Source organism: Streptomyces sp. Xyl84 (assembly GCF_059731885.1).
The window spans coordinates 1,627,480-1,644,724 of record NZ_AP029182.1 but is presented as its reverse complement, the minus strand read 5'-3'; the positions used below and the strand labels follow the sequence as shown (position 1 = coordinate 1,644,724).

The following is a 17,245-nucleotide window of genomic DNA, read 5'->3' as shown; positions in this document are numbered from 1 at the left end:
CGCACCATTCAGCCCCGCAAGCTCGGTGCGGGGCGCCGGACGGAACATCCCCCCAAACTTCTGCACAACCTCCCGCCGGGTCAGGCGGCGAAGGAGATGGTTCACGTGTCCGCTACGCCCGTGCTGGCGTTGCGCGGGGTCTCCAAGCGGTTCGGTGCCGTTCAGGCGCTCACCGACGTAGAGCTTGAGGTCCACGCCGGTGAGGTGGTCGCCCTGGTGGGCGACAACGGCGCCGGAAAATCCACGCTGGTCAAGACGATCGCCGGCGTGCACCCCATCGATGAGGGCGCCATCGAGTGGGACGGCAAGCGCGTCCAGATCAGCAAGCCGCACGACGCCCAGAGCCTCGGCATCGCGACCGTCTACCAGGACCTCGCGCTGTGCGACAACATCGACGTCGTCGGCAACCTCTACCTGGGCCGCGAACTCAAGCGGTTCGGCGTGCTCGACGAGGTCGAGATGGAGCGCCGCTCCCAGGAGCTGCTGCGCACCCTGTCGATCCGCATCCCGAGCGTGCGCATCCCGATCGCCTCGCTCTCCGGCGGCCAGCGCCAGGTCGTGGCCATCGCCCGGTCCATGCTCGGCGAGCCCAAGCTGGTCATCCTGGACGAGCCCACCGCCGCCCTCGGTGTCGAGCAGACCGCCCAGGTGCTCGACCTCGTCGAGCGGCTGCGCGAGCGCGGCCACGCCGTCATCCTCATCAGCCACAACATGGCCGACGTGAAGGCCGTGGCGGACAAGGTCGCCGTCCTGCGTCTGGGCCGCAACAACGGCGTCTTCGAGGTCAAGACGACCTCGCAGGAGGAGATCATCTCCGCCATCACCGGCGCCACCGACAACGCCGTGACCCGCCGTGCGGCGCGCGCGAACGGGGAGGTATCCCAGTGAGCATCGACAAGACCTCCGCCACCGCGCAGGACGAGCAGGCCGTCGAGAACCCCGAGGCCGCGGCCGCCGCGGTGACCGCGGTCGACCCGCGCCTGCTGGTGCGCGAGCAGGGCCTCGCGGGCTACCTCGGCGAGTTCAAGCGGAAGATGAAGGCCGGTGAACTGGGCTCGCTCCCGGTCATCCTCGGCCTGATCATCATCTGCGTCGTCTTCCAGAGCCTCAACTCGCAGTTCCTGTCCGCGCAGAACCTGAGCGACATCACCGTCACCATGGTCGGCACGGGCATGATCTCCGTGGGCATCGTCTTCGTGCTGCTGCTCGGCGAGATCGACCTGTCCGTCGGCTCCGTCAGCGGCGCCGGCAGCGCCCTGGCCGCCGTCCTCGCCGTCAACCAGGGCTGGCCCGAGTGGGCCGCGGTGCTCATCGCCGTCGCCGCCGGCGCGGCCATCGGCGCCCTGCACGGCTTCTTCTTCGCGGTGCTCGGCGCGCCCGCGTTCGCCGTCACCCTGGCCGGCCTGCTGTTCTGGCTCGGCTTCATGCTCAAGATCCTGGGCGAGAACGGCACCATCAACCTCGACAGCGACGGCCTGATCGGCAAGCTGACCACGTACTTCTTCTCGGACGTGGCCGCCGCCTACGGGCTCGCGCTCATCGTGGTCGTGGTGTTCTTCGTCACCTCCTTCCTGGGCAACCGGCGCCGCGAGGCCGCGGGCATCCCGTCCCGGCCGATGAGCGACACCGTGCTGCGGACCGTGCTGCTCGCCGTGATCTCCTTCGCCGCGGCCTTCATGTACAACCAGTACAAGGGCCTGCCGCTGGCCACGGTGGTCTTCCTGGTGTTCCTCATCGGCACCGACTTCCTGCTGCGCCGCACCGCCTACGGCCGGAAGGTCTTCGCGCTCGGCGGCAGCGTCGAGGCGTCCCGCCGCGCGGGCATCAACGTCACCGCGATCCGGATCTCGGTCTTCGCGATCTCCGGCGGTTTCGCGGCGGTCGGCGGCCTGTTCCTGGCCTCCAAGATCGCCTCGGCCAACCAGAGCGCCGGCACCGGTGACCTGCTGATGAACGCCATCGCGGCGGCCGTCATCGGCGGCACGTCCCTCTTCGGCGGCCGCGGCCGCACCTGGAACGCGCTGCTCGGTGTGCTGGTCATCGTCTCGATCCAGTACGGCCTCCAGCTGGAGTCCATCGCCGAGCCGGTCAAGTACATGATCACCGCGGCGGTCCTGCTGGCCACGGTCGTCATCGACTCGGTCACCCGCAAGACCCAGAAGACGGCCGGACGCGCCTGACCGCGCCCGACCCGAACACCTGTGCCCGGCACCGACGCGGTGCCGGGCACAGCCGTGAAGGGAAGCCTCACCCGGCCGGGCCATGGAAGGGCCCCCGCCGGGGTACAGCCGTTCGCGTGACCTACGACCCACCGCCCGGCCACGGGGCGCCCAGGCGGAACATTAGACTCGACAAGCCCGGCAACAGCTCGATCAGCTCTACTGCAAGGAGGCACGGGTGCCGCTGCTGACCCGCATCAGGGGACCGCGCGATCTGGACCGGCTCAGCATGGAGGAGCTGGACCAGCTGGCGCAGGAGATCCGGACCTTCCTGGTCGACGCCGTGTCCAAGACCGGCGGGCACCTCGGCCCCAACCTCGGTGTGGTGGAGCTGACCATCGCCCTGCACCGGGTCTTCCACTCGCCCAAGGACAAGGTGCTGTGGGACACCGGCCACCAGTCCTACGTGCACAAGCTGCTCACCGGCCGCCAGGACTTCTCGAAGCTGAAGATGAAGGGCGGCCTGTCCGGCTACCCCTCGCAGGCCGAGTCCGAGCACGACGTCATCGAGAACAGCCACGCCTCCACCGTCCTCGGCTGGGCCGACGGCATCGCCAAGGGCAACCAGATCCTGGGGCGCGACGCCCACGTCGCCGCCGTCATCGGCGACGGCGCGCTGACCGGCGGCATGGCCTGGGAGGCGCTCAACAACATCGCCGCCGCCAAGGACCGCCCGCTCGTCATCGTCGTCAACGACAACGAGCGCTCCTACGCGCCCACCATCGGCGGCCTCGCCAACCACCTCGCCACCCTGCGCACCACCGACGGCTACGAGCGCTTCCTCGCCCGCACCCGCGAGGTCCTGGAGCGCACCCCGGTCGTCGGCAGGCCGCTGTACGAGACGCTGCACGGCGCGAAGAAGGGCCTGAAGGACTTCATCGCCCCGCAGGGCATGTTCGAGGACCTGGGCCTGAAGTACGTCGGCCCGATCGACGGCCACGACATCGAGGCCCTGGAGTCCGCGCTCACCCGCGCCAAGCGCTTCGGCGGCCCGGTCATCGTGCACTGCCTCACCGAGAAGGGCCGCGGCTACCAGCCCGCGCTCCAGGACGAGGCCGACCGCTTCCACGCCGTCGGCAAGATCCACCCGGACACCGGGCTGCCGATCTCCGCCTCCGGCGCCGACTGGACCTCCGTCTTCGGCGAGGAGATGGTCAAGCTCGGCAAGGAGCGGGAGGACATCGTCGCCATCACCGCGGCCATGCTCCAGCCGGTCGGCCTGGACAAGTTCGCCAAGGCCTTCCCCGACCGCGTCTACGACGTCGGCATCGCCGAGCAGCACGGCGCCGTCTCCGCGGCCGGCCTCGCCCACGCGGGCGTCCACCCGGTCTTCGCCGTGTACGCCACCTTCCTCAACCGTGCCTTCGACCAGGTGCTGATGGACGTGGCGCTGCACAAGTGCGGAGTCAGCTTTGTCCTGGACCGGGCCGGTGTCACCGGCACCGACGGCGCCTCCCACAACGGCATGTGGGACATGTCCATCCTCCAGGTCGTCCCCGGCCTGCGGCTGGCCGCCCCGCGCGACGCCGACCAGGTCCGCGCCCAGCTGCGCGAGGCCGTCGAGGTCGACGACGCGCCCACCGTGGTCCGTTTCTCCAAGGGCGCCGTGGGCCCCGCCGTGCCCGCGGTCGGCCGCGTCGGCGGCATGGACGTGCTGCGCGAGCCCGGCACCGACACCCCGGACGTGCTCCTCGTCTCCGTCGGCGCGCTCGCCCCGATGTGCCTGGAGATCGCGGCCCTCCTGGACCGGCAGGGCATCTCCACCACCGTCGTCGACCCGCGCTGGGTCAAGCCCGTCGACGAGGCCATGGCCCCGCTGGCCGAACGCCACCGCGTGGTCGTCACCGTCGAGGACAACTCCCGCGTCGGCGGTGTCGGCTCCGCCGTCGCCCAGGCCCTGCGCGACGCCGGCGTCGACGTGCCGCTGCGCGACTTCGGCATCCCGCCGCGCTTCCTCGACCACGCCTCGCGCGCCGAGGTCATGGCGGAGATCGGCCTGACCGCACCCGACATCGCCCGTCAGGTCACCGGCCTCGTCTCCGAGCTGGACGGCCGCTTCTCCCGTACGGCCACCGAGGTGGACTCGGCGGTGCAGCCCGCCCGCGACTGAGTCCGCCGCGCCCCCGCACACCGCAAAAGGACCGGTTCGGCCCCCTTCCACGGGTGGCGGAACCGGTCCTTCTGCGTGAACCTGCCAGTGCCGGGGCATACGCATCCCCAGCCCTCTCGATCATGTCGAGCCAGGTCGAGGCGACAAGCGTGGGAGGTAGGCCCGTGACCAGTTCGCTGTTCAGGACGAAGAACGTCGAGCAGTCGATCCAGGACACCGAGGAACCCGAGCACGCGCTGCGCAAGTCCCTGTCCGCCCTCGACCTGACCGTCTTCGGCGTCGGCGTCATCATCGGCACCGGCATCTTCGTCCTCACCGGCACGGCCGCCAGGAACACCGCGGGGCCCGCCGTGGCGCTCTCCTTCGTCGTCGCCGGGGCGGTCTGCGCGCTCGCCGCGCTCTGCTACGCCGAGTTCGCCTCCGCGGTGCCGGTCGCCGGATCGGCGTACACCTTCTCCTACGCCTCGCTCGGCGAGTTCCCCGCCTGGATCATCGGCTGGGACCTGGTTCTGGAACTCGCGCTCGGCACGGCGGTGGTGTCCGTCGGCTGGTCCGGCTACATCCACTCGCTGCTCGACAACGCGGGCTGGCACCTGCCCGCCTACCTCGGCGGCCGGGACGGCGCCTCCGGGTTCGGCTTCGACATCCTGGCCGCCGCGCTGGTCCTGGTCCTCACCGCCATCCTCGTCGTCGGCATGAAGCTCTCCGCGCGGGTCACCACGGTGGTCGTCGCCGTCAAGGTGGCCGTCGTGCTCGTGGTGATCATCGCGGGCGCGTTCTTCATCAAGGGCGCCAACTACCACCCGTTCGTCCCCGCGCCGCAGCCGGTGCCCGCCGGCAGCAGCCTCAAGGCCCCGCTCATCCAGCTGATGATCGGCTGGGCGCCCTCGAACTTCGGCGTCATGGGCGTCTTCACCGCCGCCTCCGTCGTCTTCTTCGCCTTCATCGGCTTCGACGTGGTCGCCACCGCCGCCGAGGAGACCCGCAACCCGCAGCGCGACGTGCCGCGCGGCATCCTCGGTTCGCTGATCATCTGCACCGCGCTGTACGTCGGCGTGTCCATCGTGGTGACCGGTATGCAGAAGTACAGCCTGCTGTCGGTGGACGCGCCGCTCGCCGACGCGTTCAAGTCCACCGGGCACCCCTGGTTCGCCGGTCTGATCAGCTTCGGCGCCGCGATCGGCCTGACCACGGTGTGCATGATCCTGCTCCTGGGCCAGGCCCGGGTGTTCTTCGCGATGAGCCGCGACGGCCTGCTGCCCCGCTTCTTCTCGCACACCCACCCGCGCTTCCGCACCCCCTACCGTCCGACGATCCTGCTCGGCGTCGTCATCGCCGTCGTGGCGGGCTTCACCAGCCTGAGCGTCCTGGCCGAGCTGGTGAACATCGGCACGCTCTTCGCCTTCGTCGTCGTCGCGATCAGCGTGATCATCCTGCGCAACACCCGCCCGGACCTGCCCCGGTCCTTCCGCACCCCCTGGGTGCCGGTCGTCCCGGTCGTCTCGGTCTGCGCCTCCCTGTGGCTGATGCTCAACCTGCCCGCCGAGACCTGGGTGCGGTTCGCCATCTGGATGGCGATCGGTTTCGTCGTCTACTTCCTCTACGGCCGCTCCCACAGCCGCCTCGCCGCGCGGACCCGCGCGGCGGCGGAGCAGCCCTCGGGCGAGGGCGGGCGGGCCTAGGCCCGGCCCGGCGGACCAGGCCGCGGGGAACCCGCGGCGCCTGTTCGGCGCAGGTCGCGTCCGGAGCACGATCCGCCGGGCAGGTCCCAGGGGTCTCCCGTCCAAGGCCGGGGCACCCTTCCGGGTCAGTCGCGTACCGCCCGCGGCCCGGTGACCCGGGCGCCCAGCTCCCCGACCCGGCGGCGCAGCTCCCGGTCCGCCGTCACCACCAGCACGGGCCGGTCTCCGGCCGCCTCGACCAGTCCGACGACCAGGTCGTCGCCGCTGCCGGGCGCCGCCTCGACCCGTACTCCCGGAACGGACGTCACGCCCCGGGCGGCGCCCTCGACGACCAGGACGATCTCCACCGGTCCCGGGTATCCGGCGAGCCCCTGCTCCGCGTACGCCACCAGGCGGTCCCGCAGCCGTTCGGCGGCCCCGCGCCGGTCGCGCCACCAGCCGTCGGGCACCGACCCGACGACGTTGGCGCCGTCCACGACCAGCAGCGCCGGCGCGCCGCTCCCGCTCCGCGCCCTCTCCTCGTTCCGGTCCGGCATGTCCTCGCTCCCGTGCGGCTCCACGGCCCCAGCCTGCCACGGTCCCGGCGGCCGGACGTCCGGCCCCCGCCCGCGCCGCACCGGGCGTCGACGCCGCCCGCCCCGGCCACTTTGCCCGCGGCCCGCCCAGGACCCCCGCGGGGCGCCTGCGTCCATCCGGCCGCCATACGACGTTCACCGCACGCTCGCCTATGATGGGCCAGCTCGGCCGCCCGTACACAGGTTCGGGGCAGGCGGATCAGCCGCGCCGAGGTCACGTCAGGGAAGGGGCCAGGTCACCTCATGCGGACCAGATCCGGGCGCGACGCCGCCCGCGGCGGAGCCGACGCGGCTGCGGGGCGCGCGAGCGGCGAGCGGCACACCGCCCGGCACACCGTCGGCGGACGCCGGCTCGTGCTGGGCAAGGACGGCAGACTCACGGCGTACGCCCGCACGGACGACGGGCTGCTGCGCTGGACCGAGCTGCGGCCGGGCGGACCGCAGTGGACGGGCCCGGAGTTCTTCCCGGTGGCGGACCTCACCGACCTGACGGTCGTTCAGGGCGCCGACCGTTACGTGCACTTCCTGGGGCGGCGCGAGGTGCGCCGCTCGGACGGACCGCCGGCCGTCGACATCGTCCACGCGATCCAGTACCAGACCGGCCGTCCGGTCACCGAGTGGCGGTCGCTGGGCAACGCTCACCAGGACCGGGAGAAGGGCGCCCGTTTCGGCGCGCCCGCGGGCGCGGTCAGCGGGTCGGGCCGGGTGTACGTCTTCGCGCGCAACGCCGGCGGTGGCGTCATGCTGCGCCGCGAGGCTCCCACCGGGAAGTGGGAGGGCTGGCAGGACCTCAAGGGCAGTCAGGTGCGGGACGGGATGGCCGCGGTCGTCCACGACTCGGGCCGTATCGAACTCTTCGCCGCCGGCGAGGGCATCGCGATGCGCTGGCAGCAGGAGGCCCCCGACGGGGAGTTCCGGCGCGAGCCGAACGTCCCGCTGCGGGTGGCGCCGGGCACGGCGGCGGCGCTGCCGACCGGGCCGGAACGCGTCACGTACTACTGGGCCGACCCCGATCAGGGCGGTCTGGTCGCGCACCGGCCCGGGCAGTGGGTGATCCCGATCGGCGGCGCCCCAGACGGTGAGCCGGTGAGCGCGCTGCGCGCGGAACTGGACGGCTACGACTGCACGGTGCTGGCCCACCGCGACCTCGACTGGCAGGTCTCCTTCGCCGTGTGCGGCACGGAGAACGAGCAGGCCGGCGTGTGGTGGACACCGACCGGTGAACGCGCCCTGGGCGCACCGGCGCTGGCGCTGGACGGGCACGGGCGCGTGGTGGTCGCGGTGATCGACCCGGACGGCAGGCTCAGGGTGGCCCGCCAGGCCGACGCCCCGGGGCTGTCGCTGGGTGCGTGGGTCCGCGTCTGACGCCACGGGCACGGCCGCCGGCCGGGTCTCGCCGGCGCCCGGGCAACGGCCGGGCGTCCGTACGACGCCGGGCACGCGGACAAATGCCGGGCACCTGTACGGAGTCCGGTAGGCGTACAACGCCAAGCACCCGAGCAGCGCCGGGAACGCGTACAGACGCCCGGCACGCCTACCAACGCCGGGCACCCGTACAACGCCGGTCACGCGGACAAACGCCCGGCGCCCCTGCAACGGCCGCGCACCCGGGCAACGGCCGGGCGACGGCGGGGGCATCGCACGGGCCATGCTCCCGCCGCCGCCCCGGCCGTTGTCCGTCAGGGTGAGTCCGCCAACGCGGCCCGCTACATCAGCCGCGACGAACTGTGCTACTCCCTGCGCGCCCTGGAACAGAACGCCCCCTGGGTCCGCCACGTCTACCTCGTCACCGACCGCCAGCGCCCGGCCTGGCTCACCGGCAGCCACCCGCGGCTCACCGTCGTCGACCACAGCGAGATCTTCGACGACCCGGCCGCGCTGCCCACCTTCAACTCGCACGCCATCGAGAGCCGCCTGCACCACATCGACGGCCTGGCCGAGCACTTCCTGTACTTCAACGACGACATGTTCCTCGGGCGGCCCGTCACCCCGCAGGACTTCTTCCTCTCCAACGGCATGACCCGCACCTTCTTCTCGCCCTCCCAGGTGCCCCGCTGGGACCTCACCCCCGGCGACCGCCCCGTCGACGCGGCCGGCAAGAACAACCGGCGGCTGCTGATGGAACGCTTCGGCACCGCCCTGGTGCAGAAACTGCGCCACGCCCCCTACGCCCTGCGCCGCAGCGTGCTCCAGGAGATCGAGCAGGAGTACGCCGAGGAGCACCTGCGCACCACCTACAGCCGGTTCCGCAGCGCCACCGACATCTCCATCCCGTCCTCGCTGTACCACTACTACGCGTACCTGACCGGACGGGCCGTGCCCTCTCAGATCGCCTTCGCCTACCTCGCCCTCGCCCGGCCCGAGATCCAGCGCAGGCTCGGCATCCTGCTGGCCCGCCGCGACCGGCAGGCGTTCTGCATCAACGACACCCTCTCCGACGGGCACGACACCGTCCGCCAGACCGCCGTGCTCAGCGCGTTCCTGCGGGCCTACTACCCCGTGCCGAGTCCCTTCGAGCGCAAGGAGCGCGAGGTCCGGTGAAGATCTCCTTCCTGATCAACAACATCTACGGCATCGGCGGCACCAACCGCACCGTCATCAACCTCGCCGAGGCGCTCTCCGTCCACCACGACGTCGAGATCGTCTCCGTCTTCCGGCGCGCCACCGCCACCAAGTTCGAGATCTCCCCGCGCATCACCGTCCGCGCGCTGGTGGACCTCAGACCCGGCGGCGCCGACCGCGGCGCTGCGGGCAGCGACCAGCCCAGCGAGGTGGTGCCGCGCCAGGAGGAGTTCTACGCCCAGTACAGCAAGTTCACCGACGCACGGATCATCCGCGAACTGGAGAAGACCTCCGCGGACGTCGTCGTCGGCACCCGCCCGAGCCTCAACCTCTTCGTCGCCGCACACACCCGCGACGGAGCGCTGCGCGTCGCCCAGGAACACATGACGCACCTCGCCATCCCCCCGGCGGTACGCGCCGAGATGGCCCGCGTCTACCCGCGCCTGGACGCCATCACCACCGTCACCGAGGCCGACGCCCGCTCCTTCCAGGAGAACACCCCGATCCCCGGCATCCCGGTGACCGGCATCCCCAACAGCGTCCCCGAACCTGCCGTCACCCCCTCCGACGGCACCCGGAAGATCGTCGTCAGCGCCGGCCGCATGCACCACATCAAGCGCTACGACCTGCTGATCCGCGCCTTCGCCGCCGGCTTCCCCGCCACCCTGCCCGTGGTGTTCGCCGGGGACCTCAACCTGCCGCCCGGCGCACCCGCCCTGTCGCTGCTGCGGGCCCGGTTCGCCGAGGCCGGCGGGGACCGGCCCACGGCAGGCGGCCGGAAGATCGACTACGTCTTCGCGGACCGCCGCCACTTCACCGCCGCCGGCGGGACGGCGCACGGCGGCCCGGAGTCCGACCAGGCGCTGCTGGAGGGCGAGTTCACCCGCCGGGGCCGTACCTGACGACGGAGAGCCCCCGCCGTGGCGGGGGCCCTCCTCACACGCCTTCGCGTCTCACGCCGGGACCGACGCCACGCCCGGCGCCAGGAACCGCTTGCCGTTGACGCGCTCGCTGACACCCTCACGGTCCAGGTACGGCGTGACGCCGCCCAGGTGGAAGGGCCAGCCCGCGCCGGTGATCAGGCACAGGTCGACGTCCTGGGCCTCGGCGACGACGCCCTCCTCCAGCATGAGCCCGATCTCCTGCGCGACCGCGTCCAGCACCCGCTCCCGGACCTGCTCCTCGGTCAGCACCACGTCGCCCTGCTTGAGCAGCGCGGCGACCTCCGGGTCCAGCTCCGGCTTGCCGCTGTCGTAGACGTAGAAGCCGCGCTTGCCGGCCTCGACGACCGCCTTGAGGTTCGGGGAGACCGTGAAGCGGTCCGGGAACGCCCTGTTGAGCGTCTCCGACACGTGCAGCCCGATCGCCGGGCCGACCAGCTCCAGCAGGACCAGCGGGGACATCGGCAGACCCAGCGGCTCGACCGCCTTCTCGGCGACCTCGACGGGCGTGCCCTCGTCGATGACGTTCTGGATCTCGCCCATGAAGCGGGTCAGGATGCGGTTCACGACGAACGCCGGGGCGTCCTTGACGAGGACCGCGGTCTTCTTCAGCTTCCTGGCCACCGCGAACGCGGTCGCCAGCGACGCGTCGTCCGTCCGCTCGCCGCGGACGATCTCCAGCAGCGGCAGGACCGCGACCGGGTTGAAGAAGTGGAAGCCGACGACCCGCTCCGGGTGCTTCAGCTTCGACGCCATCTCCGACACCGACAGGGAGGAGGTGTTGGTGGCGAGGATCGCGTGCGCCGGGGCGACCGCCTCCACCTCCGCGAACACCTGCTGCTTGACGCCCATCTCCTCGAACACGGCCTCGATGACGAAGTCCGCGTCCGCGAAGCCCTCGGCCTTGTCCAGGACGCCGGTGACCAGCGCCTTGAGGCGGTTGGCCTTGTCCTGGTTGATCCGGCCCTTGCCCAGCAGCTTCTCGATCTCGGCGTGGACGTAGCCCACGCCCTTGTCGATGCGCTCCTGGTCGATGTCCGTGAGGACGACGGGCACCTCGAGGCGGCGCAGGAACAGCAGGGCGAGCTGCGAGGCCATCAGACCCGCGCCGACCACGCCGACCTTGGTGACCGGGCGGGCCAGGCTCTTGTCCGGCGCGCCGGCGGGGCGCTTGCCGCGCTTCTGCACCAGGTTGAACGAGTAGATCCCGGCGCGCAGTTCGCCGCCCATGATCAGGTCCGCGAGGGCCTGGTCCTCGGCGTCGTAACCCGCCTGGAGGTCGCCGTCCTTGGCGGCGGCGATGATGTCCAGGGCGCGGTAGGCGGCCGGGGCCGCGCCGTGCACCTTGGAGTCGGCGATGAACCGGCCGCGCGCGACGGCCTGGTCCCAGCCCTCGCCGCGGTCGACCGCCGGACGCTCCACCGCGATCTCGCCCTTGAGGACGGACGCCGTCCAGATCAGCGACTGCTCCAGGAAGTCCGCGCCCTCGAACAGCGCGTCCGCGATGCCGAGTTCGTAGACCTGCTTGCCCTTGAGCTGCCGGTTCTGGTTGAGCGAGTTCTCGATGATGACCGTCACGGCGTTGTCCGCGCCGATCAGGTTCGGCAGCAGCGTGCAGCCGCCCCAGCCGGGGACCAGGCCGAGGAAGACCTCGGGCAGCGAGAACGCCGGGAGGGCCGCGGACACCGTGCGGTAGGTGCAGTGCAGGCCGACCTCGACGCCGCCGCCCATCGCCGCGCCGTTGTAGTACGCGAAGGTGGGCACGGCGAGCTTCGCGAGCCGCTTGAAGACCTCGTGGCCGCCCTTGCCGATGGCCAGCGCGTGGTCGTGCTGCTTGAGCAGCTCGACGCCCTTGAGGTCCGCGCCGACCGCGAAGATGAACGGCTTGCCGGTGACGCCGACGCCGACGATCGCGCCGTCCGCGGCCTCCTTCTCGACCTGGTCGATCGCGGTGTTCAGGTTCGCGAGCGAGGCCGGCCCGAAGGTGGTCGGCTTGGTGTGGTCCAGGCCGTTGTCCAGGGTGATGAGCGCGAAGCGCCCGGCGCCCAGCGGCAGGTCGAAGTGGCGCACGTGCGCCTGCGTGACGACCTCGTCCGGGAACAGCTCGGCCGCGCCCTTCAGGAGTTCAGCGGTGGTGCTCACTTGTCGCCTCCGTCGAAGTGCGGGTTCTCCCAGATGACCGTCGCGCCCATGCCGAAGCCGACGCACATGGTGGTCAGGCCGTAGCGGACGTGCGGCTGCTCCTCGAACTGGCGGGCCAGCTGCGTCATCAGCCGGACGCCGGAGGAGGCCAGCGGGTGGCCGAAGGCGATGGCGCCGCCGTACTGGTTGACGCGCTCGTCGTCGTCCGCGATGCCGTAGTGGTCGAGGAAGGCCAGCACCTGGACGGCGAAGGCCTCGTTGATCTCGAACAGGCCGATGTCGGAGATGGACAGCCCGGCCTTGGCCAGCGCCTTCTCCGTCGCCGGGATCGGGCCGTAGCCCATGACCTCGGGCTCCACGCCCGCGAAGGCGTAGGAGACCAGGCGCATCTTGACCGGCAGGCCGTTCTCGCGGGCGAACTCCTCGCTGGCGATCACGGAGGCGGTGGCGCCGTCGTTCAGACCGGCCGCGTTGCCCGCGGTGACCCGGCCGTGCACCCGGAACGGCGTCTTGAGGCCGGCCAGGTTCTCCAGGGTGGTGCCCGGGCGCATCGGCTCGTCCGCGGTGACCAGGCCCCAGCCGGTCTCGCCGGCCTCGGGCGTGGTGCGGCGCACGGAGACCGGGACCAGGTCGGCCTGGATCTTTCCGTTCGCGTAGGCCTTGGCGGCCTTCTCCTGGGAGCGGACCGCGTACTCGTCGGCGCGCAGCTTGGTGATCTGCGGGTAGCGGTCGTGCAGGTTCTCCGCGGTCATGCCCATGAAGAGGGCGGACTCGTCGACCAGCTTCTCGCTGACGAACCGCGGGTTGGGGTCGACGCCCTCGCCCATCGGGTGGCGGCCCATGTGCTCGACACCGCCCGCGATGGCGACGTCGTAGGCGCCGAAGGCGACGGAGCCGGCCACCGTGGTCACGGCGGTCAGCGCGCCCGCGCACATGCGGTCGATCGAGTAGCCGGGAACCGAGGTGGGCAGACCCGCGAGGATGCCGGCCGTGCGGCCGATGGTCAGGCCCTGGTCGCCGATCTGCGTGGTCGCGGCGATGGCGACCTCGTCGACCTTCTTCGGGTCGAGACCGGGATTGCGGCGCAGCAGCTCCCGGATCGCCTTCACGACGAGGTCGTCGGCGCGGGTCTCGTGGTAGATGCCCTTCGGGCCCGCCTTGCCGAACGGGGTGCGGACGCCGTCGACGAAGACGACGTCCCTGACGGTACGAGGCACGATGGCTCTCCTCCAGGGTGCGGGATGGCACTGCTGCGACGCGCAGCGCTGAGCGCGCGCTCAGCGCTCATGCTACTCGCGAGTAATGTGACTGCCCAGTCCCCCCACCCCAAGCGGCGAACGTCACACCCCGAAAGGGGCGCGGGGAACTGCGCGAGCAACCCCGACGGACCGGTACCCGCCCCACCCGCCCGAGCCGCTGCGGCGCTCGGGCGCTTCCGGGCGAAGCCACGGGCCCCCGGACGGTCGTCGCAGGCGCCCGGAAAGGGGCGCGGGGAACTGCGCGAGCAACCCCCAGGAACCGGCACTCGCCGCACCGCCCAAGCCGCTACGGCGACCAGGCCCTGACGGTGACCGGACCCCCACGCGCCCGCCCGGCGGAGCCACACGCACCCCACCCCCGCAGCCGCCGCAGGCACCTACGCTCCGCCGCCGCTCCCCAGGGCCGCGACCAGGACCGGCGTCACCAGCTCGACCTGCCACGGCCGCGCCCCGTACCCCGCGAGGGCCGCGCCGACGGCCTCGCCGTCGGCCGGCTTCGGCGGCTCCCAGCACAGCCGCCGCACCGCGTCCGGCGCCACCAGGTTCTCCTGGGGCAGGCCGAGCTGCTCGGCGAGCCCGGAGACCGCCGCGCGGGCCGCGGAGAGCCGCGCGGCCGCCGCCGGGTCCTTGTCGGCCCACGCCCGCGGCGGCGGGGGGCCGGTCACGGTCTGGCCCTGCTGCGGCAGCGCCGACTCGGGCAGGGCCCTGGCCCGGTCCACCGCGGCCTGCCACTGCTCCAGCTGACGCCGCCCCATCCGGTGCCCGAAGCCGGTCAGCGCGGCGAGGGCGTGCGCGTTGGCCGGCACGGCGAGCGCGGCCTGGACGATGGCGGCGTCCGAGAGCACCTTGCCCGGCGACACGTCGCGGCGCTGCGCTATCCGGTCCCGGGTCTGCCACAGCTCCCGTACGACGGCGAGCTGCCGCCTGCGCCGCACCTTGTGCATGCCGGAGGTGCGCCGCCAGGGGTCCTTGCGGGGCTCGGGCGGCGGCGCGGAGGCGATGGCGTCGAACTCCTGCAGGGCCCAGTCCAGCTTGCCCTGCCGGTCCAGCTCCTTCTCCAGGGCGTCGCGCAGGTCGACGAGGAGTTCCACGTCGAGGGCCGCGTAGCGCAGCCAGGGTTCGGGCAGCGGCCGGGTCGACCAGTCGACGGCGGAGTGGCCCTTCTCCAGGACGAAACCGAGCACGTTCTCGACCATGGCGCCCAGGCCCACGCGCGGGAAACCGGCGAGGCGGCCGGCCAGCTCGGTGTCGAACAGCCGGGTCGGGACCATGCCTATCTCGCGCAGGCACGGCAGGTCCTGGGTCGCCGCGTGCAGCACCCACTCCACGCCGGTCAGCGCCTCGCCGAGGCCGGACAGGTCGGGGCAGCCGACGGGGTCGATCAGCGCCGTCCCCGCGCCCTGGCGGCGCAGCTGCACCAGGTAGGCGCGCTGCCCGTAGCGGTAGCCGGAGGCGCGCTCGGCGTCGACGGCGACGGGACCGGAGCCGGCGGCGAAGGCGGCGACCACCTCCGCCAGGGCCCCGGGATCGGCGATCACGGGCGGAATGCCCTCGCGCGGTTCGAGCAACGGGATCGGCGCCCCCGTGTCAGAAGTTCCGCCGTCGTCCGGAGGGGCGCCTCCGGTGGTGCGCAGTGGGCTGTCTGCTGCGGTTTCTTGGGCGTCGGTCACCTGTCAAGGGTATCGGTGGATGGACGGCGCCCGCCGACGGAACGTTCCGTCGGCGGGCGCCGGGGGTCGTGAACCGGTCAGGTCGGGGGACACGTCCGGTACGGGGCTGGGGCCGGTGCGCCGGGGGGAAGGAGCACGGCGCGGAGGTGAACCGGTGGGGGAGGAGACGGGGTGGAAGGGGACGGGCGGTGGAGTGACGGGCGGCGGCCGATCGGGGGAGTGCCGGCGGCCGGACACGGGGCGGTGGGGGGTGTCAGTGGATGATGCCGGTGCGCAGGGCCACGGCGACCATCCCGGCGCGGTCGCCCGTGCCGAGCTTGCGGGCGATGCGGGCGAGGTGGCTCTTGACGGTCAGCGCGGACAGGCCCATCGAGACGCCGATCGCCTTGTTCGACTGTCCCTCGGCGACCAGCCGGAGCACCTCGACCTCACGGCCGGACAGCTCGCGGTAGCCACCCGGGTGGCTCGGGGCACCCGGGGGACGGCGGTGCAGCCGGGCGGCGCCGATGGGAGCGGCGCCCGGACGGGTGGGGAGTCCGACGTTGGTACGGGTGCCGGTGACGACGTAGCCCTTGACGCCGCCCGCGAGGGCGTTGCGCACGGCGCCGATGTCGTCGGCGGCGGACAGGGCCAGGCCGTTGGGCCAGCCGGCGGCACGGGTCTCGGACAGCAGCGTGAGCCCGGAGCCGTCGGGCAGGTGCACGTCGGCGACGCAGATGTCGCGCGGGTTGCCGATGCGCGGACGGGCCTCCGCGACGGACGACGCCTCGATGACGTCACGGACTCCGAGTGCCCACAGATGACGGGTGACGGTGGAACGGACGCGCGGGTCCGCCACGACGACCATGGCGGTCGGCTTGTTCGGGCGGTAGGCGACCAGGCTTGCGGGCTGCTCGAGGAGAACGGACACCAGGCCTCCTGGGGGTGGGGGGGGGACGGGGCCGGCTTGTGGGGAGGAAGCCGGTACGAACCGTGCTTGCTAGGTCACAGTCGTCTTCGGCATCAAACCCGTTGTCCTTTAGAGAATGATCACGATCTGGTGAGTAACAATGCGTGCAATTCGGACATACTGTCGATCATCCGAAGGTCGAATCGGTTCACTCGGGGCCGTTCGGGGTCGTTACCTGCTCGAAAGTGGCCGTATCGACAAAGACACGGCAAGGAGCCGGTAAGACGAACGGCGGCGGGGGCACGACAGCGGCCGGCCCGGGCGGAGCACCGCCCGGGCCGGCCGGAGAAGACGGGGAAGAAGGGGCAGGGGAGGGGGAGAAGGAGACGGAGGGGGCGGAGAAGGGGAGGGGTGCTTCGCCGACCGGGGCGACTCAGCGTGACTGCGGGCCCCGGCGCTGCGGCAGCGTCACCACCGACGCGTCGCCCGGTCCGGCCGGCGGCAGCCCCGCCACCTGGGCGAGCAGGTCGCACCAGGCGGCCAGGTGCGCCCCCGTGTCCGGCACCCCGCCCAGACTCTCGCGCGGCGTCCACGAGGCCCTGATCTCGATCTGCGAGGCCGGCGGGCGTGCGGAGAGCCCGCCGAAGTAGTGCGAGCCGGCGCGCGTGACCGTCCCGCTCGGCTCCCCGTACGTCAGACCGCGCGCCTGCAGCGCCCCGGTCAGCCAGGACCAGCACACCTCCGGCAGCAGCGGATCGACGGCCATCTCCGGCTCCAGCTCCGCCCGGACCAGGGTCACCAGCCGGAAGGTGCCCCGCCACGCGTCGTGTCCGGCCGGGTCGTGCAGCAGTACCAGGCGGCCGTCGGCGAGGTCCTGCTCGCCGTCGACGACCGTGGCCTCCAGCGCGTACGCGTACGGAGCCAGCCGCTGCGGCGGCGGTACCTGCTCGATCTCCACCTGCGGCCGCAGCCGCGCGGCTCTCAGCGCGTCGACGGCGGCCCGGAAGGGCAACGGGACCTGATCCGCCCTGCCCGCATTCCCGTCCCCCTCCTTCGCGTCGTCCATTCCGCCAGCGCCGTCCGACAGTCGTCCCTGAGCCGCAGCCATGCCGGGAAGATTAAGGGGAACCGGGCCTTTGTGCAGGGCAAGACACCCCGCCGCAGGCAGGAGCGCCGCCCGGGGGCCGCACACCGCG

Annotated in this window: 12 protein-coding genes and 1 pseudogene; 7 read left to right on the top strand and 6 right to left on the bottom strand. The window is 72.3% G+C overall.

What is annotated here, in order from left to right; genetic code table 11:
• Positions 1-96: 96 nt before the first annotated feature.
• The 4 genes from AC6I72_RS07060 (at position 97) to AC6I72_RS07045 (ending at position 6,011) form a co-directional block, all read left to right on the top strand.
• Positions 97-888, top strand: coding sequence for an ATP-binding cassette domain-containing protein (locus tag AC6I72_RS07060; protein ID WP_498000006.1), 792 nt, complete (start codon positions 97-99; stop codon positions 886-888).
• Positions 885-2,180 (top strand): sugar ABC transporter permease, encoded by a 1,296-nt coding sequence (locus tag AC6I72_RS07055; protein ID WP_498000005.1) that lies wholly within the window; start codon positions 885-887, stop codon positions 2,178-2,180. Before AC6I72_RS07060 ends, AC6I72_RS07055 begins: the two co-directional genes overlap by 4 nt.
• Before the next feature lie 217 nt (positions 2,181-2,397).
• Positions 2,398-4,329 (top strand): 1-deoxy-D-xylulose-5-phosphate synthase, encoded by a 1,932-nt coding sequence (gene dxs / locus AC6I72_RS07050; protein WP_498000004.1) that lies wholly within the window; start codon positions 2,398-2,400, stop codon positions 4,327-4,329.
• Positions 4,330-4,493: 164 nt separating this feature from the next.
• Positions 4,494-6,011: an amino acid permease gene (locus tag AC6I72_RS07045; RefSeq protein ID WP_498000003.1), complete on the top strand. Its 1,518-nt coding sequence runs from the start codon at positions 4,494-4,496 to the stop codon at positions 6,009-6,011.
• 125 nt (positions 6,012-6,136) lie between these two features.
• Here AC6I72_RS07045 and AC6I72_RS07040 read toward each other — a convergent pair whose 3' ends face one another.
• Complete coding sequence (locus AC6I72_RS07040; RefSeq protein ID WP_498004616.1) at positions 6,137-6,547, bottom strand: PIN domain-containing protein; 411 nt, start codon at positions 6,545-6,547, stop codon at positions 6,137-6,139.
• 282 nt (positions 6,548-6,829) lie between these two features.
• Here AC6I72_RS07040 and AC6I72_RS07035 point away from each other — a divergent pair, with 282 nt between their 5' ends.
• The 3 genes and pseudogenes from AC6I72_RS07035 to AC6I72_RS07025 all read left to right on the top strand — a co-directional run bounded on the left by AC6I72_RS07035 (position 6,830) and on the right by AC6I72_RS07025 (position 10,050).
• Entirely contained in the window at positions 6,830-7,951 is a 1,122-nt protein-coding gene (locus AC6I72_RS07035; protein ID WP_498000002.1) for a PLL family lectin, read from the top strand.
• Positions 7,952-8,272: 321 nt separating this feature from the next.
• A pseudogene (locus tag AC6I72_RS07030) lies at positions 8,273-9,127 on the top strand (stealth conserved region 3 domain-containing protein); the annotation flags it as partial.
• Complete coding sequence (locus tag AC6I72_RS07025) at positions 9,124-10,050, top strand: glycosyltransferase (RefSeq protein ID WP_498000001.1); 927 nt, start codon at positions 9,124-9,126, stop codon at positions 10,048-10,050. The pseudogene AC6I72_RS07030 and the gene AC6I72_RS07025, both read left to right, overlap by 4 nt.
• A 51-nt stretch (positions 10,051-10,101) precedes the next feature.
• Here AC6I72_RS07025 and AC6I72_RS07020 read toward each other — a convergent pair whose 3' ends face one another.
• The 5 genes from AC6I72_RS07020 to AC6I72_RS07000 form a co-directional block, all read right to left on the bottom strand.
• A complete protein-coding gene (locus AC6I72_RS07020) occupies positions 10,102-12,231 on the bottom strand; it encodes a 3-hydroxyacyl-CoA dehydrogenase NAD-binding domain-containing protein (protein WP_498000000.1) in 2,130 nt (709 codons plus the stop codon).
• Positions 12,228-13,448 (bottom strand): thiolase family protein, encoded by a 1,221-nt coding sequence (locus tag AC6I72_RS07015; protein WP_497999999.1) that lies wholly within the window; start codon positions 13,446-13,448, stop codon positions 12,228-12,230. The genes AC6I72_RS07020 and AC6I72_RS07015 overlap by 4 nt, the downstream gene beginning before the upstream one ends.
• Before the next feature lie 419 nt (positions 13,449-13,867).
• Positions 13,868-15,160, bottom strand: a complete 1,293-nt coding sequence (locus AC6I72_RS07010) for a ribonuclease D (RefSeq protein WP_497999998.1) — start codon at positions 15,158-15,160, stop codon at positions 13,868-13,870.
• Positions 15,161-15,413: 253 nt separating this feature from the next.
• Complete coding sequence (locus AC6I72_RS07005) at positions 15,414-16,070, bottom strand: response regulator transcription factor (RefSeq protein ID WP_037856131.1); 657 nt, start codon at positions 16,068-16,070, stop codon at positions 15,414-15,416.
• 412 nt (positions 16,071-16,482) lie between these two features.
• Complete coding sequence (locus AC6I72_RS07000; protein WP_497999997.1) at positions 16,483-17,157, bottom strand: DUF3000 domain-containing protein; 675 nt, start codon at positions 17,155-17,157, stop codon at positions 16,483-16,485.
• Positions 17,158-17,245 lie beyond the last annotated feature (88 nt).

Bases quoted from the DNA above. Each gene is read 5' to 3' on its own strand.
- AC6I72_RS07060 (WP_498000006.1), top strand. From the start codon at position 97: ATGGTTCACGTGTCCGCTACGCCCGTGCTGGCGTTGCGCGGGGTCTCC.
- AC6I72_RS07040 (WP_498004616.1), bottom strand. From the start codon at position 6,547: ATGCCGGACCGGAACGAGGAGAGGGCGCGGAGCGGGAGCGGCGCGCCG.
- AC6I72_RS07035 (WP_498000002.1), top strand. From the start codon at position 6,830: ATGCGGACCAGATCCGGGCGCGACGCCGCCCGCGGCGGAGCCGACGCG.
- AC6I72_RS07000 (WP_497999997.1), bottom strand. From the start codon at position 17,157: ATGGCTGCGGCTCAGGGACGACTGTCGGACGGCGCTGGCGGAATGGAC.